A 19,654-nucleotide genomic window follows, 5' to 3' on the forward strand; every position below is an offset into this window, starting at 1 on the left:
GCTGGCAACGAACGCCAGCAAAACGCGCATTCTCCGAATAACGCGAACGTTCTGATATCGAGCGAAAGCCCAACCTTCTCCCCGAGATCGCCAATATCAGCGAACGCTCCATCAGCCCATTATTCGCGCCGCATGCCGCAACCGCCCCTTGACCAGTGGCTCAATCCCGGCCGACAAATTTGCACAGTTATTTCTGAACCAGACCATTAGAATAGGCACCTAACCTTTTTTAGAGTTCGAGCCCTAACTATGCCCGATCCGGTTGATACCCCAGCGGTGTCGGATTTACCCCTGGACGATCTGGTGGCATGCCATGAGTGCGACTTGCTGATGCGCAAGCCCACGCTCGCTCGAGGCGAAAAGGCTCAATGCCCACGCTGCGGTTACGAGCTCTATGCTCACCGCTACAATGTCGTTGAGCGAAGCCTCGCCTTGGTAATTGCCGCGTTATTGCTGTACATCCCTGCGAACTTTTTACCCATCATGCAGCTCAATCTACTCGGGCAGTCCTCAGAGGACACCGTTTGGAGCGGCGTTGTAGGTCTGTTCGATACCGGCATGCAAGGTGTCGCAGCAGTGGTGTTTCTGTGCAGCATGGGCATCCCATTGCTCAAATTGCTCTGCCAATTGGCTGTGCTGCTGAGCATTCGCTGGAAGATCGGCCGCAGCTATGGGTTGTTGCTCTACCGCATTTACCATCACTTGAAAGACTGGGGAATGTTGGAGGTCTACCTGATGGGCGTGCTCGTGGCGATCGTCAAACTCGCCGACATGGCCTCCATCACGGTCGGCCTGGGGCTTATCTGTTTCGTCAGTCTATTAATGGTTCAGGTGCTGCTTGAGGTGGTGATGTCGCCCCACCAGATCTGGCAAGCGTTGTCAGGAGAGGATGATCATGCGGGCGATTGATGCAGGCATTCTGATTTGTACCGAATGCCATGAGCTGAACAAGCAAGAGGCCGACACCGATGAGCAGCTCTGCACCCGTTGCGGTGCGCTGATCCACGCCCGTCGTCCCAACAGCCTTACGCGTACCTGGGCGTTACTGATCACGGCGGCGATCCTGTATATCCCCGCCAACCTGTTACCAATCATGACCGTTAACTCCCTTGGCCAGGGCGATCCAAGTACCATCATGGCCGGCGTGATCCAGCTGGTGCAGCACGGCATGTTCCCCATTGCTGCTGTGGTGTTTATTGCCAGTATTCTTGTACCGACATTCAAGCTGGTGGGCATTGGCCTGCTGTTGTTCTCGGTGCAGCGTCGCCAGCCGCTGTCCGCGCAACAACGCATTATCATGTACCGCTTTATCGAATTCATTGGCCGCTGGTCCATGCTGGATATCTTCGTGATCGCCATCCTGGTAGCGGTTGTTAACTTTGGGCGACTTGCCAGTGTCGAGGCTAATCTCGGTGCTGCAGCGTTCGCCAGTGTGGTGATCTTGACGATGCTTGCCGCAGTAACTTTTGATCCCCGACTGATTTGGGACAACACGGAGTCGGACGACGACCATGAGTGATTTGCCAAAAGCTAAAACCCGCCCGGCCTCCAACTGGTCGGCCATTTGGGTGTTGCCCCTGATAGCCCTGATCATCGGTGGTTGGCTGGGATGGCGTGCCTATTCCCAACAAGGCATCGAGATCCAGGTGCGCTTTGAAAGTGGCGAAGGCATCCAGGCCAACAAGACCGAAGTGGTCTACAAAGGCATGCCCGTGGGCAAGGTCAAGACCCTGGCCCTGGACGACGAGGGCAACAATCGCGGGGTGATCGCCACCATCGAGATGAACAAGGATGTGGAGCAATACCTCAAGACCAACACCCGTTTCTGGCTGGTCAAACCCAGTGTCAGCCTCGCCGGTATCACCGGCCTGGAAACCCTGGTCTCGGGTAACTACATCGCCGCCAGCCCTGGAGACGGCGAGCCGTCCCGCAAATTCAAGGCCCTTTCCGAAGAGCCGCCTTTATCCGACGCCAAGCCCGGCTTGCACCTGACCATCAAGGCTGATCGCCTGGGCTCGCTCAACCGTGGCAGCCCGGTGTTCTACAAGCAGATTCAGGTTGGCCAGGTCAAAAGCTACTTATTGTCCGAAGACCAGAGTACGGTCGAGATCAAGGTCTACATCGAGCCCACTTACGCCAGCCTGGTGCGCAAACATACGCGCTTTTGGAACGCCAGCGGCATCAGCATCGACGCCAACCTCTCCGGCGTGAAGGTGCGCAGCGAGTCTCTCTCGAGCATCGTTGCCGGCGGCATCGCTTTCGCTACACCCGAGAACCGCAAGGACAGCCCTCCCACCGATCCAAGCCTGCCGTTTCGCTTATACGAAGACTTCGACGCAGCGGCGGCCGGTCTCAAGGTCAAGGTCAAACTCACCGACTTCGAAGGCCTGCAGGCCGGGCGCACACCGGTCATGTACAAAGGTATTCAGGTCGGTAGCCTGAAAACCCTGAAGATTGACCCCGACCTGTCCAGCGCCAATGCCGAGCTCACCCTCGACCCGCTTGCCGAAGACTACCTGGTGCAAGACACCCAGTTCTGGGTGGTCAAACCGTCCATCTCGCTTGCCGGTATCACCGGCCTGGAAGCGCTGGTCAAAGGTAACTACATTGCCATTCGCCCTGGCGATAAAGGCAGTGCGCCGCAGCGCGAATTCGTCGCTCGGGCCAAGGCACCACCGTTGGACCTGCGTTCCCCCGGCCTGCACATGGTGTTGTTCACCGACAGCCTCGGCTCGCTGGATGTCGGCAGCCCGATCCTCTACAAACAGGTCAAGGTGGGTTCGGTACAGAGCTACCAGTTCTCGCGCAAGAACAAGCAATTGGTGATCGGTGTTCACATCGAGAAGGAATACGAAAACCTGGTTAACGGTTCGACGCGCTTCTGGAATGCCAGCGGCGTCACGCTGACGGGCGGGCTCACCGGGGGCATCCAGGTCAAGAGTGAATCCCTGGCCAGCTTGATGGCCGGCGGTATTGCCTTCGAGACCCCGGAACCGAACGTGCCGCTGAAAAAACGTATCCCGCGCTTCCGTCTGTTTGCCGATCGCGAGGCCGCCAATCAACACGGCACGCTGGTGACCATCAAGGTCGATCGCGCCGACGGCCTGCGCCCCGGCACCGCGGTACGCTTCAAAGGCCTGGACGTGGGCAAGATCGAGAGCGTCGACCTCAGTGCCGATATGCAGTCGGTGTTGCTCAGCGCGCGCATCACCCAAGTGGCCGATCGGATCGCCCGCGCCGGCAGCCAGTTCTGGGTGGTCAAGCCCGAATTGGGCCTGATGAAAACCTCGAACCTGGAAACCCTGGTCACGGGCCAGTACATCGAGGTGCAGCCATCCGCGAAAAACGCCGGCCCACAAAAGAGTTTCGTCGCGTTGGACAAGCCACCGGAGGCGGCCCGTCAGGAGGAAGGCCTGAGCCTGGTACTCAGCGCCGCACGCCGTGGCTCGTTGAAGGAAGGCGTGCCGGTCACCTACCGTGAGGTCACCGTCGGCAAAGTCACCGGCTACGAGCTGGGGCAGACCGCCGACCGCGTGCTGATCCATATCTTGATCGAGCCCAAGTACGCGCCACTGGTGCGCAGCGGCAGCCGTTTCTGGAACACCAGCGGTTTTGGTCTAGACTTCGGCCTGTTTAAAGGCGCGACAGTGCGCACTGAATCCCTGGAGACGCTGGTCGCCGGCGGTATCGCTTTCGCCACGCCAGACGGCGAGCGTATGGGCAATGCTGCCCGGCCGCAGCAGACCTTCCCGCTGTTCGACAAGTTTGAAGATGAATGGCTGACCTGGGCGCCTAAGATTTCGCTCGGCAAGTAAACCGAGGCGCGGCCATCGCGGGCAAGCCCGGCTCCCACATTCAAGCGCATTTATCCTGTAGAAATGCGCTCACCTGTGGGAGCGGGCTTGCCCGCGATGAGGCCATAACAGGCGAAAAAAAGGCCCCTGGGTGCTCACCCAGGGGCCTTTTTTAATTTCAGCTCAGTGGATCAAACCTCATCCAGCTCCGGCTCATCCGCCTGCACATTCACGGTCGCCTTCACCGCATCGTGACGACGGATGTACTTCCAGTCCGCCTCATCAATGTAGATGCCGTTCGGTCCACTGCCACCTTCCAGGTCAATCGCCACCTGGGCGGACACCTGCGGCTTCACACTGGCCAGAATCGGCACAAAACCCAGCTGCAAACTGGTTTCCAGCAGCGCCGCCTGGTTCTTCTCATCGATGTCCGCTGCCTCATCGAGGTAATACGGCAAACGCACACGCCCGGCCTGATCACGGTCCATCAAGTGCAGCAACAAGTACATGTTGGTCAGCGCCTTGATGGTCATGGTGGTGCCGTTGGATGCCGCGCCGTCGATGTCGGTGTGAATCACCGGCTGGCCATGCACCTTGGTGATCTCGAACGCCAGCTCGAACAGGTCCTTGAGGCCCAACTGGTTGTGGTTGGCGGCTACCAGGCGCGCCAGGTACTCCTTGGCTTCCTCGTTCTTGTTGTCTTGCTCGGCGCTCTGGCTGAGGTCAAACACCGACAACGTCTCGCCTTCTTCATATTGACCGGCACTGTGGATGATCTGGTCGATATGCTTGAGGGCTTCCTTGTTCGGCGCCAGCACAATGCGGAAGCTTTGCAGGTTGGACACCTGACGCTTGTTGATCTCGCGGTTGAACAAGGCCAACTGGTGTTCCAGGCTGTCGTAGTCGCTGCGGATATTGCGCAGGGTGCGCGCAATATCGGTGACGGCTGCACGGCGCGCCTTGCCCAAGGTCAGGGCTTCGTCAGTGCGGTGCGCATACGCGTTGATCAGCAGTTGCAGGCGACGTTCGACGTCATCCTCGCTGTCAAACTTGGCCACGCCTTTAAGGCGAACCTGCGCATACAAGGCTTCGATCTGGCCATCGGCGCGCAGTAAACCCTGCCAGCTGTCCTGATAGTCATTGAGCAGCGGCAGCAGGTTATCCATGGAGTCGTCGACCGGGTCCATGAACGGCGTGCCGAACGGCAAGTCCGCCGGCAACAGCTGGCGACGGCGCAGTGCGTCATCCAGGGTGCGTTGCTTGGCTTCCATGTCGCCAATCTGGCGCCCAACCAATTGCAGCTTGGCCGACAGTTGCTGCACACGCTCGGTGAAGGCGTCGCTGGAGCGCTTCAACTCATCCTGGGCGGCTTCCATTTGCGCCAGGTTTTCCAGCTTCTCGCCTTCTTCAGCGCTCAGGGTCTGAGCACGACGGAAGTCTTCCAGTGCCTTCTGCGCATCCAGCACTTGCTGGTACAGCGCTTCAGTCTGGGTCTTGCTCGCTGCGCGGTCGGAGGCCACGGCTTGCTGGGTCTTGAGTTGCTTGAGTTCTTTTTCCAGGCGCTCTTTCTGGTCGCGCAATGCCGCGCGGTCCGCCAGGGCCTGCAACGCCGGTGGCTCGATGTGCGAGATGTCGATGGACAGCCCCGGCACTTCGAAGCGCTCGCCTTTGAAGCCGTCGAGGATCTGCTCCAGGGATTTGACCCACTGGCCGTCCTCATCCAGCGTGATGCCGTGCTCGCCCAATGGCAGGCTGAACAACGAGCTGTTGAACAGGCGCATCAGACGCTCGACATCCTGCTGCGAAAACTCTTCGCGCAGTTTGGCGTAGCTGTTGTTGTCCGCGTGGTCGAGCTGCTGCTTGACCGACTTCAAGCGTTTTTCCAGATCGCGCAAGCGCTCGTCCAAATCCTCGGCGCTGAACTGCCGCGACTGCGCCAGGGCGCCCGCCAATTCATCGTGAGCATCCTTGGCCGCCAGCAGCTGCTGCTCCAGCACCTTGACGTCATCCACCAGGGCGAAGCGATGCTTGAGCACCGACAGCTCGCCCAGCCAACGCTGGATGCCGCTGATTTCGCGCTCCAGGCGCATCAGCTCCTGGGTGCCACCGCGCTGATCGTTTTGCAGCGCGTCCTGCTCATTGCGGTAATGCTCGGCCTGGATCGTCAGCTCTTCCTTGCGCGCACTGGCGTAGTCCGACCAGGTGCCCAGCAACGAATCCAGCAAGGGCGACAGGCGATGCAGTTTGCCGCGCAGAACATCGCGCTGCCGAACGCCATTGGCCAACGCCTCAACCAATGGGCCGGCCGCCACCAGCGAGTTGTAATCCTGCTCCATGCGTCGTACATCGCGGAAGGCTTCTTCGCACGCCGCGATGTAGTCCACGCTGCCGGAACGCAGGCTGTGTTCGAAGGCATCCAGGAACAATTGCTTGAGCTTGGCGGCGGTGATTTCGCGCATGTGCAGCAGGTTGATAAACAGTGCGCGGAAGGTCTTCAGGCTCTGCTCGCTGGTAGAGCGCAGTGGAATCAGGGTCAGGTCCAGCGGGATCGACGTGTGGCCGCCCACCAGCAAGCGGCGCAGTTCGTCCGGCTTGAGCTCGTAGGCTTTCAAGCCTTCGCGCTCAAGGTTGGTGAACAGCTCTTTCTGACGCAGGCAGGTGTCGTTTTTCTGGTAATGCGCCAGGTCCAGCTTGCCGGCATAGGCAAAGAACTGGTGCCCGAAACCACCGCCGGGGCCACGCCCGACCACGCCGATCACGTGCGGGCCGTGGGGCAGCGAGACTTCCACGAGGATGTAGCTGGTGTCGGTGGCAAAGTAGAAGCGCCGCGATTGCTCCAGGGTGTACTTGCCGAAACTCATGTCCGACATGCGCGCCAGAATCGGGAACTGCAGGGCGTTGATCGAGGCGGATTTACCCAGGTTGTTCGCGCCGTACACCGACAGCGGTTCTTCCAGCGGGAACAGGCCCAAACTGTAACCGGCGGTGTTCAATAGGGCGAAGCGGCGGATGCCGTAGCGTTCCTTGCTCATGCGTCGGTCTCCTGTTCTTCGGCAATGGCGCGGGCCAGGGCGTCTTCTTCGCTTTCTTCGTCAAAGTCGCTCAAGTCCAACGGGTCGTCGGTCTTGAGCAGTTTTTCATCGCTGTCTTCGTCGATGATCACCGGCGCCGGCAAAGGCAGCACGCTGTGCACACTGGCGGCGAGGTCGCGGTCCTGCTGCACCGACAGGCACACGTCGAGGAAACGGTGCATCGGCGGCAGGAAGCGATACACGCCGTTGTCTTCGCTGGCAAAACCCAATTGGGTCATGCGGCGCATGATTTTTTCTTCAAGTTCTTCCTGGGTCTGCACTTCGGCCTGGATAAACAGGTCGCGGTACTTCTCCAGCAACGACGGCAATTCGTCACGACCCAGGCTGCCGCCGTCGAGCACGGCGATCGGGTCGCGGCCCTGGTCGGCCAGGTGCTCGACAAGGATGAAGGTGAACAGCGCCAGGCGCTGGGCGGTCTTGTTCACTTGCGCGCTGGCAATCGCCGAGTCCGGCACAAAGTAATAGAAGCCGCGTGTATCGCACACCAGTTCAAAACCCAGCGCCTTGAACAGCGTGCGGTACTGGTCCTGGAAGTTCGACAGTTGCGCGTACAGCTCCGGGTCGCGGCGGCTGACGTGGTAACCCTTGAACAGCTCGCGAAAGATCGGCGCCAGCTGGGACAGTTCGGATAGATCAAGATGCATGAGGTGTACTCGCAGAATTCTCGGCCATATCAGCGCCGGCCGGGAGCAGGGCGAAGGAGCGCAGGCTGACCTGGTGCTCGTGTGTGTGGTAGTCGCGGCGTTCCAGGCGTTCGCGCTTGAAGCGTTTTTCGCGGGACAGGCGTGAGAACCAGTACAACAATTCGTCGGTGGCGCCGTCCGGTTCCTGCTCCAGCAGCCAGGTCATCAGGTCTGGCATCGGCAGCGCGTCTTCGCAGCGCTCGAGCATTTCCTTGACCGTGCGCGGTGCACGCTGGGCGTCGCCCTTGTGGGATTTGTGCGCCTTGGGGAAGCGCGCCGGTTTCGGCTCGAAATTCGCCAGCGCGTACACATAGGCTTCGACCTGGCTGGCACTGCCGAGAAAGGTGCTTTGCGGCCGAGTGAACATCGGCATCGCCGCTTGCGGCACGGCGTCCAGGCCTTTACGGCGGATGGCCGACAAGGCCAGCGCGGCGCCACGGGTCACGGCGTTGTGCCGGCGCGCTTCTTCACGCAGCGGCAGCAGCAATTCGCGCGCATGACGCAAGGTCAGTTGGGCGCTGGTCTGCATTTCGAGGATGCGCGCGTGGGTGCGCAGCAGCATGTCGTCATCGACCAGGTGGCCGAGGCGTTGTTGCTCGGTGAGCATGCGCAACAGCACGTTTTCGACCTTGCGCACGCCTTGCTCGAAGGCGCCGTCGGCGTTCACCAGCTGGATCATCGGCTCGACGTATTCGTCCCAGGTCGCCAGCACTTCGGCGTAACGCTGGCGCAACGGGATCTGCCGGTCGCTGGTCTTGGCGCGGTCGGCCACGGCGGCCAGGGCTTGCTCGTCGTTGGCGAGTTTTTTCAATACATCGCGTACGCGCATGTCCAGCAGGCGCAGCTGGCGGGCCAGGTCGTGGCCATCGCGGATGTCGAAAGCGTCCTGAATGTAGCCGGCCAGGCGCTCGAGGTGGCGCAGGTAGGCTTCGATTTCCAGGCACAGGCCAAGCCGGTGCTCCTTGCGAAGATAGGCCAGGAAGTCGTGGATCTGTGCGTTGAGCTCGAAACGGTTCGGGCTTTTGGCGACAGGCACCAGGATGTCCAGGCGAATCCACACGTCCAGCAGGCTGGTGATGTCCTGGGGCGTGCTGTCCAGTTGTTGGGCGGCCAGTTGCGCGCGCAGTTCGCCAAGGCTCAAGGTGCCTTGGTCGAAGTGTTCGCACAGTGGCTCAAGTAAGGCCCAGTGTTCGGCGAGGGCGCGCAGGACGCGCTTGGGTTCGATCATGGGAATGGCCGGCTGGTTGGCGATTAAAAGTCGCGATTGTACTGCATCAGGCGCGGGATTTATCCACAGCCGGTCAGTGCGCAGTGGGCGATTGTTACCGAACAGCGGTAGAATCCCCGCTCTTTAGTTATCCACAAGTGGCCGAGCTGTGCTTATCGAGTCCCGACGTCGCGCTTACTTGACCGCCATGCAGGTGGTCAACTGGCTGCCCCGCACCGAACTGCCGTTTGCCGCCCCGTCGCGGCCCGAGCTGCTGCAGGCGCTTGAGCCTTATGAGGCGTTTGACGTGTCGGGGGAAGAAGCGGCTGCGCCGGTGGCCGTGGTCAAGCCCACGCCCGAATCGCGCCCTGTCGTCGAGCGGGCGAAGGTCGAAGTGCCGCGCCCGGCGCCAATGGCCAAGCCAGTGGTGGCCGAAACGGTTGCGCCGGTAGCCAAGGCGCCGGTGGTGCCGCCGCCGCGCTTTGCCCTGCAATTGCTGCGCGCCGGGCGTTGCCTGCTATTGGTGGAGTTACCCACAGGCGAGCGCTTCCAGACCCGCGACCCGGCCTACATGTTGCTCAAGGACATGCTGCGCGCTGCCGGCTTGCCCGACAGCCCGCAAATCGTCGGCGACCCGGTGCGCTGGCCGCTGCTGGTGCGTGGCAACATGGACCAGGGCCCGGAAGCCGCGCGGGATTTTGTGCAAGGTTTTGTTTCGGCGCGCCTCGAAGACGAGCCATGCGTGTGCCTGTGGCTGATCGGCCTGCCCGCCGTGCGGTTTGCCGGCGAGGCGAATGCCGAGGCCTGGTACCGTGAACTGCAGGTCGAGGGTCTTGGGTCGGTGTGGGCCCTGCCGGGCCTGGAATTATTAATGGAAGAGCCACAGCGTAAGGCTGATGTATGGCAAGCCATGCGCCGGCTGATGGCGCGCTGGAAAAGTACCGATGAGTGAAGCTTTATCTTTCCGCCCAATGACCGAGGCGGACCTCGACGCTGTACTGAAGATTGAATACGCGGCGTTCAGCCATCCGTGGACCCGCGGGATTTTTCTCGACGGCTTGGGCAAGTACCAGATCTGGTTGATGTTTGAAGGTGAGCAGCAGGTAGGCCACGGCGTGGTGCAGATCATCCTCGATGAGGCGCATCTGCTGAACATTACCGTCAAGCCGGAAAACCAGGGCCGTGGCTTGGGCCTGGCGTTGCTGGAACACTTGATGTCCCGCGCCCATGCCGCCAATGCCCGGGAATGCTTCCTGGAAGTGCGCGACAGCAATACGGGGGCGTTCCGCCTGTATGAGCGTTACGGCTTCAATGAAATAGGCCGTCGGCGCGATTACTACCCTGCGGTAGGTGGCCGCGAAGATGCCGTCGTGATGGCCTGCACGCTGGTCGATTGAACACAAAACTCCCTGTGCAAGCAGGCCTCTGTGGGAGCTGGCTTGCCTGCGATAGCATCACCACGGTGTCACTGAGACACTGAGGCGCCTGTATCGCGGGCAAGCCCGGCTCCCACAGAAGGCGCTGCGTACTGTTGGGGCCGTGTTGTATCAGCGGTTACCGTCAACCGGGTCGATATCGGCCAGCTCGGCCTCATCCAGCCCATTGCCGCCACCAATCTCATCTTCATCGACGATGCTCAGATCGTAATCCGCCGGATTATCCTCGCCTTCTTCCCGCGCATCCCGCGCACCGTCCTCATGGATCAGCGTTTCCGGGCTCATATCATCATCAGTCGGCTCATGGTCCGCCGTCGAAGCGCCAGTCATGCCCGCTTCGCGCACCCGTTCGTCGGGCATCAATTGCTCGCGCTCTCCCGGCGGGATCTCATCACCGATTTCCGCGGTCGGTTCTTCCTCGTCGAAATCCAGCTCGCGTATCGAGCCCATGCGGTCTTCGTTGTCGTCAATCGGTTCCGGCTGCGTAGCGCCGTAGGGACGTCGTGATTCAGTCATGGCTAATCCTCATACTGTGGGGCTTATAGTGTGTGGACAGGCACGGCGCCCTAAAGATTCAAGCTAATTACGGCTTGGCGTGACCCGGACGAGCGGTTGTCTGTCACACAGCTGCGCATCATTCCTGAGGCTTTCCCTGATGAACGAACTACAAGACCTGCTTGATAACAACGAACGCTGGGCGGACGCGATCAAACAGGAAGATCCCGAATTCTTCGCCAAGCTTGCCCGCCAGCAAACCCCGGAGTACCTGTGGATCGGTTGCTCCGACGCCCGCGTACCGGCCAACGAGATCGTCGGCATGTTGCCGGGTGATCTGTTCGTGCACCGCAACGTCGCCAACGTGGTGCTGCACACCGACCTCAATTGCCTGTCGGTGATCCAGTACGCAGTCGACGTGCTCAAGGTCAAACACATCCTCGTCACCGGCCACTATGGCTGCGGCGGTGTGCGTGCGTCGATGCAGGACCGCCAGTTCGGCCTGATCGACGGCTGGCTGCGCACTATTCGTGATCTCTATTACGAAAACCGTGACCTGCTGGCGCAGCTGCCGACCGAAGAAGAGCGCGTCGATCGCCTTTGTGAGCTGAACGTGATTCAGCAGGTGGCCAACGTCGGCCACACTAGCATTGTGCAAAACGCCTGGCACCGTGGGCAGAGCCTGTCGATTCATGGCTGCATCTATGGCATCAAGGATGGCCGCTGGAAGAGCTTGAACACCACCATCAGTGGTTTTGAGCAGTTGCCGCCGCAATACCGCCTGCGCCCGTTGGGCGAAGCTTAAGGTCTTTTGCGTTCACGCCACCGGGCCATGAACGCCTGACCTTCGCTGTTTAACGGCTCCTGGTTGCCGGTGATCCAGCCCCGGCAGTTCAGCTCGCCGCACAAGCAAGCGAACTGCTGGGGCAGCGCGTCCTCGGTACTGGCGTAATCCAGCGTCAGCAAGGTGCCGGCGGCGATGGGCTGTACGGTCCAGAGCTCCAGGTCTGTGGTGTCGAAAAACACATTCGGGTCGCAGGAGTGCAGCAACAGGCCGCAGAACCAGCAGTCATACAAGTGGATACGGGGCGACAGCTGCAGCGTATGCGGGCGCCGCTCACCCACGGCATAGCCAGAAACCTTGGCGATGCGCACACGGCTGTCGAAGGCGATGCGCGCCTTGACCCCGGCGGGTAATCCGTTAGCGTCCTGAATGGGCAGAAATTGCTCGGTCGAAGGATAGCCCGGCTCAAAAAGCAGGGTTTTGAAAGGGTAAAGGCAGTCCTTTGTGCTGGTTTTAGCCTTATCCATGGCTTGAGTTTTCATAACTCTCCTGGCCTAGGCTGCATCGACCTACTGAGTTGTCTGACTGCCAGTCTTGCAGCGAATGTGTACGGCCCCAGACTCGCCCAAGTTGAATTCGATTTCTACTGTCAAATCTGACAGTAGAAACCGTTTCGTTTGTGCGCTTTATAGCGCTGGCGCGGTAAGAGATGCTGCCGGCACGACGCCCTTCAACTGTTTCAACTGGGCCTTGATTGCAGGCGTGGCGCATTTGGCGTTGGCCTGTTCCGGGGTCAGGTTGCGGACCGAGGTGTAAAACAACTCACAGGTCTGCTCCTTGCGTGTGACCTGCCAGGTGTTCATGCACGCCTTTAGCAACACATTCGGATCGCTGGCGGGCTTCTGTCCCATGCCGGCTTGCCAGCAGGCAGCGCTCAAATCCTGGCCCATCACCTTCAAACCGGCTTCGTCGGCTTTTTGTTCATTGCCGTCGTAGGTGGCAGGGTCTGCCGCATACCAGATGTAGCTGGGGTGGTTGGCGCCCAGCACCGACACGGGTTTGCCCTCGGTCGGGCTGATCTGCGCCAGGCCCAACACCGCCACCGTCTGACCGTATTGCTGTTTGATCCAGCTGCGCACCGGCGCACCGAACGCCACCATCGGCAATGAGCCGTTGGCGTGCAGGCTCAGTTCCTTGACCATGCGGGTCTGATAGTCGGTGAAATAGCTGTAAACCGTTTCCAGGTCCTTGCCCGCGTTGGACGGCGCGGCGATGGGGGCGATATCGATGATGGTCTGATAGGCCGGGGTTTCGGTGGCCGGGATGCCGTTGTCGGTGAGCAACGTGGCCCAGCGATCCGTGGTGGCCGATTCCAGGTAATCCTGGGCCTGGGTCAGCGAGTAATCCGGCGGGAAGTGCAGCAGCTCGATGCTTTTACGGTTTTCCAGCGCCATGCCCAGCGGCAGGAACAGGTACCAGTTGTAGGCCCATTTGCCGTCGGTGTTGAGTTTGCTGGCGCCTTGGTAGGCCAGGTCAGCGGTGTTGAGCAGCGTGGTGAGGGGCTGGCCGTAGTGGTCAGGTACGCCGCTGAAGGTCGCCACGACCTCGCCGTCATGGGTTTTCACGCTGACCTTGGCGCGGCTGTACCCGTCGCGCTGCAAGCTCTGGTTCAGGTAGTGCTCGGCGGTCTGCTCCAGCGTCCATGGCCGAAAGCAGATCACGTTGCAGTTGTTGGGAAACGCGAACACTTGGGTGACGCGTTGCGTGCTGCCCAGTGGTACTTCGATATCGGCGTGTACGAGCGCACTGGCCAGCAGTGCGACCAAGGTGAAGGACAGCCTGGTCGGTTTGAACATAGTTGGTTCCTTGTCAGCGAAAGCCCGTCTGCGCGGGGTGAAAGCCCACCTGCACACAGTAGCGGCTGACCAGGAAAACCGCGTGCTAAATCGCCAGGCGTGTCGTTATTGGATAAGAAAACCTACAGCTTGAATTGCAATGCGTTGCTCAAATCGCCCATGGGCGTCTGGCCGCGGGAGATCATCGCGTCATCGCGCTGCTTGAGGCCGTCCAGTTTCTCCAGCTGGAACACCCTGGTGATCAAGCGCAGGATCGATGCCGTGTCGTAAACCGTGTGGTCCACGGTGCCTTTGCGCGCAAACGGCGATACCACCAGCGCCGGAACCCGCGTGCCCGGGCCCCAGCGGTCGCCTTTGGGCGGTGCCACGTGGTCCCACCAGCCGCCGTTCTCGTCGACGGTCACCACCACCACCATGTTTTTCCACTGCGGGCTTTCCTGCAGCACTTTCAAGGCGCGAACGATGTGGCGATCGCCCGAGGCAACGTCGGCGTAACCGGCGTGCATGTTCAGGTTGCCCTGAGGCTTGTAGAAGCTCACGGCAGGCAGCTTGCCGGCCTGGGCGTCGGCGAAGAATTTATTGGTGCTTGCCTCATCACCCAAGCCGCCATCGCGCAGGCGTTTATCACGCTCGGCGCGGTTTTCTGGCCCTTGTTGCTTGAAGTAATTGAACGGCTGGTGGTGATACTGAAAGTTGGGGATTTTCGGAATGCCGCCCGAATCCTTGAATTGGTCGAGGGTCGCTTGCCACGCCCCGGCGTACCAGGCCCAGTCGATGTTCTTTTTCGACAGCTTGTCGCCGATGTGTTCGTGGGTCTGCGGCACCAGCACATTGGGCAGGTCGGGTTTGGAGTAATCCGGGTTTTCCGGGTCGCGAATCCAAGTCGGCCAGTACGGCGGGGCGAGGGTGTTCACGCCGTAGCCATCCGGCGTCAGTGCGCTGGGGCCAAACTGCGGTGGGCCGGTCATGGCGCTGGCGGGTGACTTGTCCAGCGGCTTGAGACGCGGGTCGGCAGGGTCATCGCTTTGCAGCGTGGCAATCTGCGCCTTGGCCACCGACTGCGCGGCGTTCGGATAAAACGGCGCCGTGGCGCTGATCAGGTACTGGTGGTTAAGAAACGAGCCACCAAATGCACCCTGAAAGAAGTTGTCGCACAGCACAAACTCCTTGGCCACATCCCACAGGCGCAAGGAATAACGGCTCTGGGCGTAATGGCCCATCACCAGGCCACCGGAATCGCCCCAGGCCACAAAGTTGTCGTTCTTGCCGCCGTTGATCTGCATCTGGTTCTGGTAGAACACGTGCCACAAATCGCGCGTGACCAGGCTCAAAGGCAGGTCTTCGGCGTTCGGGCCTTTGAGGGCGAACGGTGCGTTGGGCAGGTTTTCCTGGAATTGCACTTCGCTGGGGTAGGTCACCCCATCGACACTTTGCGGGCCGACTTGCAACACACCGCCCCAGGTTGGCGGCAGGCTGGTCAGCAGGCTGCCGTCGCGGTCGCGTTGCTGGGCATCGGCGCCGGAGAGTGCCGACAGTGGTTTTTCCACGCCGGGGAAATCAGCAAACAAATTGTTGAAGCTGCGGTTTTCGGCATAGATCACCACCACGGTTTTCACCTGGTCGTGCAAGGCCTTGTCCAGCTCTTGAGGTGTGAGCGGTCGCGTCACCGGTGTGGTCGGTGTTTCACCGGTGTTGCCGCAGGCACTCAAGGTCGCGCCGACCCCCAGCACCGCCGCGCCCCCCAGGAAACGCCGGCGGCTGGTGTCTACCGGCGGTTGGGCGATGGAATCGGGAGAAGGGCGGTCTTCGTGCTCGTCACTCATTGCTGGGAGTCCCTGCGCGGTGGTTGTTTCAAGATATTTCGCAGGACGGTAGCAATGCAATGTGACGAAAAGAAGACAGTCGGGTTAAAGCCTCAGGTCGAAATGTGGCAGCGGGCTTGCTCGCGAAAGCGCTGTGTCAGTCAACCGTTTCCGTCACTGACCCGCGCGCATTTTCGCGAGCAAGCCCGCTTCCACCCTGACCGTGTTAGGGCATGACGGGCGGCAAATACTTCAACGTCGTCCCCAACGCCCACAGCAGGAACAACACCAGCGGCGTGTGCACCAGCAACTGCACAAACGAAAAGCCGATCAAATCCCGCGCCTTGAGCCCCAATACGCCCAGCAGCGGCAGCATATAAAACGGGTTGATCAGGTTCGGCAGCGCCTCGGCTGCGTTGTAGATCTGCACTGCCCAGCCCAGGTGGTATTGCAAGTCGTTGGCCACTTGCATCACGTAAGGCGCTTCGATGATCCACTTGCCGCCGCCCGACGGAATAAAGAAGCCCAGCACCGCCGAGTACACACCCATCAACAGCGCATAGGTGTCGTGTGAAGCAATAGAGGTGAAAAAGGTTGAGATATGGTGCGCCAGGGTTTGGCCGTCGCCGCCCTTGACCACCGTCATCAGCGCCGCGATGGAGCCATACAGCGGAAACTGGATCAGCACGCCGGTGGTGGTCGGTACGGCGCGCGCCACCGCATCAAGGAAGCTGCGCGGGCGCCAGTGCAGCAGTGCGCCGACCATGATGAACAGGAAGTTGTAGGTGTTGAGCCCCGAAATCGCACTGATCGCCGGCTTGGTCGAAAACTCATGGAACAGCCAACCGGCCGCCAGCAACGCCAGCAGAATAGTCAGCAGCGGGCTATGTTCCAGCCATTCGCCCGGACGGGTGGGCGCTTGAAGCTTGGGCAGGTTGAACGCCGGGTCGACGCCACAGGCCTTTGCATCACGGGCGCTGTTCGGGCCGGGCGCGGTGGCGTAGGCGATGATCAACGAGACCACGATCAGCGCCAGCAACATCACCCCGGATTGCCACAGGAAGATCGTGTCGGTGAACGGGATCACCCCCGTAATCGACAGGATCGATGGCGGCAAGCTGGCCGGGTTGGCCTGCAACTGCGCGGCCGACGACGACAGCCCCAGCGCCCACACCGCGCCCAGGCCCAGGTAGGCCGCAGCACCGGCTGCGCGGTAATCCATGCGTAAATCCGTGCGGCGGGCCAGTGCGCGCACCAGCAACCCGCCGAACACCAGCGACAAGCCCCAGTTGAGCAGGGACGCGACCATGGAAATCAATGCGACCCAGGCCACCGCCGAACGGCCGTTTTTGGGGATACGTGCCAGGCGGTCAATCAATTTCAGCGCTGGTGGCGAACTGGCCACCACGTAACCGCCGATCACCACGAAGGCCATCTGCATGGTGAACGGGATCAGGCTCCAGAACCCGTCACCAAAGGCTTTGGCGGCTTCGGTGGGTGCGGCGCCCATGCCCAGGGTCGCCACGGCGACGATGATCACCGCGAGGGCGGCAAACACCCAGGAATCCGGAAACCAGCGCTCGGCGAAATTGGAGCAGCGCAGGGCAAATCGGGCATAGCGGCTTTCTTCGATAGCATCGGCCACGAGTCATTCCTCTTGTATTTATTATGGTGTTGGCAGTTTTACGGCATGTTCCGCTACGGCCATTGATATGGGAATGCAGTTATCTTCATCGATCCATGAGTAAAACAAATATATCTGCCGTGATTGCCATCACCGGACTCAACTCATAACCTGCACGCCATTTTGTTTGTCTGCCGAGCTTGCACATGACTGCCACCTTCTCCCCATGGGCGCAGCGTTTTTCCCGCTCCGACTACAAAACCCTGGGCCTGGCCGCCCTCGGCGGCGCCCTGGAAATCTACGATTTCATCATCTTCGTATTCTTTGCGCTGACCCTCAGCCAACTGTTTTTCCCGCCCGAAATGCCCGAGTGGCTGCGCCTGCTGCAAAGCTTCGGCATCTTCGTCACCGGCTACCTGGCGCGCCCGCTCGGCGGCATCCTGATGGCGCACTTTGCCGATCACCTGGGGCGCAAACGCGTGTTCAGCCTGAGCATCCTGATGATGGCGCTGCCGTGCCTGCTGATCGGGATCATGCCGACCTACGCGCAAATCGGCTATTTCGCGCCGCTGATCCTGCTGGTGCTGCGCGTGCTGCAAGGCGCCGCAGTGGGCGGCGAAGTGCCCAGCGCCTGGACCTTCGTCGCCGAGCACGCACCGCGTCATCACCGCGGCTACGCGCTGGGTTTCCTGCAAGCCGGCCTGACGTTCGGCTACCTGCTGGGCGCACTCACTGCCACGCTGCTGGCGCAAGTCTTCACCCCAGCCGAAATCCTCGATTACGCCTGGCGCTTCCCGTTCCTGCTCGGTGGCGTATTCGGCGTGATCGGCGTGTGGCTGCGCCGCTGGCTCAGTGAAACCCCGGTGTTCCTCGACATGCAGGCCCGCCGCCAGGCGGCCGCCGAACTGCCGCTGCGCACTGTGCTGCGCGACCATCGCGCCGTGTTGCTGCCGGCGATGATCCTCACCTGCGTACTCACCTCGGCCGTGGTGGTGCTGGTCGTCATCACCCCGACCCTGATGCAAAAAACCTTCGGCATGAGCCCCAGCCACACCTTCGCCTTGAGCGCGCTGGGCATCGTTTTTCTGAATATCGGCTGCGTCCTCGCCGGCCTGCTGGTGGACCGCATCGGCGCCTGGCGCGCGGTGCTGGTCTACAGCCTGTTGCTGCCAGTGGGGATTGCGCTGCTGTACGCGAGCCTTATCAACGGCGGCCTCTGGCTGGGCGCGGCGTACGCCGTGGCGGGCTTGAGTTGCGGCGTGGTGGGCGCGGTGCCATCGGTGATGGTCGGCCTGTTTCCAGCGCACGTGCGGGTGTCGGGGATTTCCTTCACCTACAACATTGCCTACGCGTTGTGGGCGAGTACTACGCCGTTGCTGCTGATCGCGCTGATGCCCACGCGCCCGTGGATTTGCGTGGGCTATTGCGTGGTGATGGGCGCGGTGGGGGTGGCGAGTGTGGCGCTGTTTGGCAAGCGCCACACCTTGGTTACCTGAGGCTCAGGTCAGAAAGTGCCAGAGCAACAGCGTACCGACCAGGCCGACCACGGAAACGATAGTTTGCAGCACCGACCACACCCAGATCGTCTGCTTCAACTGCAAGCCAAAGTACTCGCGCACCATCCAGAACCCGGCGTCGTTGACGTGGCAGAAGAACACAGAGCCGGCGCCAATCGCCAGCGCCACCAGTGAACTCTGCGTCGCCGCCAAACCCGCCATCATTGGCGCGAGAATGCCCGCCGTGGTTGTCGTGGCGACGGTCGCCGAACCGGTGGCCTGGCGCAGGGCCACGGCAATCAACCAGGCCAGCAGCAAATACGGCATGTGCGCGCCTTCGGCGACTTTACTGATGGTCTGGCTGACGCCGGCGTCCAGCAATGTTTGCTTGAGGCCGCCGCCGGCGCCGATGGTCAACAGCAACACGGCGATGGGCGCGAGGGCTTTGCGCAGCGTGTTGCCGACCTCGGCGCGTGGCATGCCGGCGGCCCAGCCCAGGCAGATCACGGCGGCGATGACAGCCAGGCCGAGGGCAATCAGCGGTTCACCGAGGAACTTCAAGGTCAGTGCCAGCGGGTTTTCCGGCGCCATCGCGACTTTGGCCAGGGTGCTGCCGAGCATCAAGATCACCGGCAACAAAATGATCAGCAACGACACCCCGAAACTCGGCTGGCGGGGTGCCTTGGGCGGTGCGCTGAACAGCGCGCCGATGTCGGCCGGTTCATCCACCTGCATGCGCTTGGACAGCCAGTTGCCATACAGCGGCCCCGCGAGAATCACCGCCGGCACCGCCAGGCAGAAGCCCAGCAACATGGTCAAGCCCAAGTCGGCGTGCAATGCGCTCACCGCAATCAGCGGCCCCGGGTGCGGTGGCATCAGGGCGTGCAGGGTGGTCATGCCCGCCAGCGCCGGAATGGCGATTTTCAGCAGCGGCTGATTCGAACGTTTGGCCATTACAAAGATGATCGGCACCATCATCACCAGCCCGACTTCGAAGAACAGCGGCAGGCCGATCACCATCGCCACCAATGCCATCACCCAAGGCAACGACTTGCCTTTACCCAGCCCGAGCAAGGTGGTGGCGATACGGTCGGCGGCGCCGGATTCGGCCATTAACGCACCGAGCATCGAGCCCAGGGCAATGATGATCCCTGCCTCACCGAGGATCGCCCCGGCGCCTTTGCTGAAGGCCTTGGCGACTTCTTCCGGCGGCAGCCCCGCGCCGACGCCGGCGATAAACGTGCCGATCAGAATCGATAAAAATGGCGGCAGCTTGGTCGCGCTGATCAACACAATGATGCTGGCGATGGCCAGCAGAACGCAGAACATGAGACGGGTGTCGTGAACCATCCACGCGGCAGTCGATAACTCCAAAACGGGACTCC

Annotated in this window: 16 protein-coding genes; 7 read left to right on the plus strand and 9 right to left on the minus strand. The window is 61.1% G+C overall.

Features of this window, described 5'->3' with window-relative positions; translation table 11 throughout:
* The first annotated feature begins 249 nt into the window (after nt 1-249).
* From NTD89_RS23595 to NTD89_RS23605, 3 genes are read left to right on the plus strand one after another with little or no spacing between them, the layout of a single operon-like run.
* On the plus strand, nt 250-909 hold the full coding sequence (locus NTD89_RS23595) for a paraquat-inducible protein A (protein ID WP_145165466.1): 660 nt from the start codon (nt 250-252) through the stop codon (nt 907-909).
* A complete protein-coding gene (locus NTD89_RS23600; RefSeq protein WP_145165468.1) occupies nt 896-1,519 on the plus strand; it encodes a paraquat-inducible protein A in 624 nt (207 codons plus the stop codon). Before NTD89_RS23595 ends, NTD89_RS23600 begins: the two co-directional genes overlap by 14 nt.
* On the plus strand, nt 1,512-3,815 hold the full coding sequence (locus tag NTD89_RS23605; protein WP_106578504.1) for a PqiB family protein: 2,304 nt from the start codon (nt 1,512-1,514) through the stop codon (nt 3,813-3,815). The genes NTD89_RS23600 and NTD89_RS23605 overlap by 8 nt, the downstream gene beginning before the upstream one ends.
* A 170-nt stretch (nt 3,816-3,985) precedes the next feature.
* Here NTD89_RS23605 and mksF read toward each other — a convergent pair whose 3' ends face one another.
* The 3 genes from mksF to mksB are packed head-to-tail and all read right to left on the minus strand — an operon-like array spanning nt 3,986 to nt 8,797.
* Nucleotides 3,986-6,826 carry an Mks condensin complex protein MksF gene (gene mksF, locus NTD89_RS23610; protein ID WP_106578505.1) on the minus strand — a complete coding sequence of 947 codons (2,841 nt, stop codon included), beginning with the start codon at nt 6,824-6,826 and terminating at the stop codon, nt 3,986-3,988.
* A complete protein-coding gene (gene mksE / locus NTD89_RS23615) occupies nt 6,823-7,530 on the minus strand; it encodes an Mks condensin complex protein MksE (protein WP_119736366.1) in 708 nt (235 codons plus the stop codon). Before mksE ends, mksF begins: the two co-directional genes overlap by 4 nt.
* Entirely contained in the window at nt 7,520-8,797 is a 1,278-nt protein-coding gene (mksB, locus tag NTD89_RS23620) for an Mks condensin complex protein MksB (protein WP_145165474.1), read from the minus strand. The genes mksE and mksB overlap by 11 nt, the downstream gene beginning before the upstream one ends.
* A gap of 187 nt (nt 8,798-8,984) precedes the next feature.
* Between mksB and NTD89_RS23625 the strand changes: the two genes are divergently transcribed.
* Nucleotides 8,985-9,728: an energy transducer TonB gene (locus NTD89_RS23625; RefSeq protein WP_145165603.1), complete on the plus strand. Its 744-nt coding sequence runs from the start codon at nt 8,985-8,987 to the stop codon at nt 9,726-9,728.
* Entirely contained in the window at nt 9,721-10,173 is a 453-nt protein-coding gene (gene rimI, locus NTD89_RS23630) for a ribosomal protein S18-alanine N-acetyltransferase (RefSeq protein ID WP_262209982.1), read from the plus strand. The genes NTD89_RS23625 and rimI overlap by 8 nt, the downstream gene beginning before the upstream one ends.
* Nucleotides 10,174-10,323: 150 nt before the next feature.
* Here rimI and NTD89_RS23635 read toward each other — a convergent pair whose 3' ends face one another.
* Nucleotides 10,324-10,728, minus strand: a complete 405-nt coding sequence (locus NTD89_RS23635) for a serine kinase/phosphatase (RefSeq protein WP_242195005.1) — start codon at nt 10,726-10,728, stop codon at nt 10,324-10,326.
* Between the two features lie 139 nt (nt 10,729-10,867).
* Between NTD89_RS23635 and can the strand changes: the two genes are divergently transcribed.
* The gene (gene can, locus NTD89_RS23640; RefSeq protein WP_010213394.1) at nt 10,868-11,512 is read left to right on the plus strand and encodes a carbonate dehydratase; all 645 of its coding nucleotides are present in this window, start codon (nt 10,868-10,870) and stop codon (nt 11,510-11,512) included.
* On the opposite strand, the gene NTD89_RS23645 is transcribed toward can, so the two are convergent.
* The 4 genes from NTD89_RS23645 to NTD89_RS23660 form a co-directional block, all read right to left on the minus strand.
* Nucleotides 11,509-12,033: an SET domain-containing protein-lysine N-methyltransferase gene (locus NTD89_RS23645; protein ID WP_262209984.1), complete on the minus strand. Its 525-nt coding sequence runs from the start codon at nt 12,031-12,033 to the stop codon at nt 11,509-11,511. The genes can and NTD89_RS23645 overlap by 4 nt on opposite strands.
* Nucleotides 12,034-12,177: 144 nt before the next feature.
* Nucleotides 12,178-13,347, minus strand: coding sequence for a hypothetical protein (locus NTD89_RS23650; protein ID WP_242194999.1), 1,170 nt, complete (start codon nt 13,345-13,347; stop codon nt 12,178-12,180).
* 122 nt (nt 13,348-13,469) lie between these two features.
* A complete protein-coding gene (gene acpA, locus NTD89_RS23655) occupies nt 13,470-15,170 on the minus strand; it encodes an acid phosphatase (protein ID WP_262209986.1) in 1,701 nt (566 codons plus the stop codon).
* A gap of 205 nt (nt 15,171-15,375) precedes the next feature.
* A complete protein-coding gene (locus NTD89_RS23660; RefSeq protein ID WP_262209987.1) occupies nt 15,376-16,794 on the minus strand; it encodes a short-chain fatty acid transporter in 1,419 nt (472 codons plus the stop codon).
* 185 nt (nt 16,795-16,979) lie between these two features.
* On the opposite strand from NTD89_RS23660, the gene NTD89_RS23665 reads away from it, so the two are divergent.
* Nucleotides 16,980-18,269 carry an MFS transporter gene (locus tag NTD89_RS23665; RefSeq protein ID WP_262209988.1) on the plus strand — a complete coding sequence of 430 codons (1,290 nt, stop codon included), beginning with the start codon at nt 16,980-16,982 and terminating at the stop codon, nt 18,267-18,269.
* 3 nt (nt 18,270-18,272) lie between these two features.
* On the opposite strand, the gene NTD89_RS23670 is transcribed toward NTD89_RS23665, so the two are convergent.
* Entirely contained in the window at nt 18,273-19,643 is a 1,371-nt protein-coding gene (locus NTD89_RS23670) for a gluconate:H+ symporter (RefSeq protein WP_106578515.1), read from the minus strand.
* Nucleotides 19,644-19,654: the final 11 nt, after the last annotated feature.

This window comes from Pseudomonas sp. 14P_5.3_Bac1 (assembly GCF_025466135.1).
In the GTDB taxonomy this organism is placed as follows: domain Bacteria; phylum Pseudomonadota; class Gammaproteobacteria; order Pseudomonadales; family Pseudomonadaceae; genus Aquipseudomonas.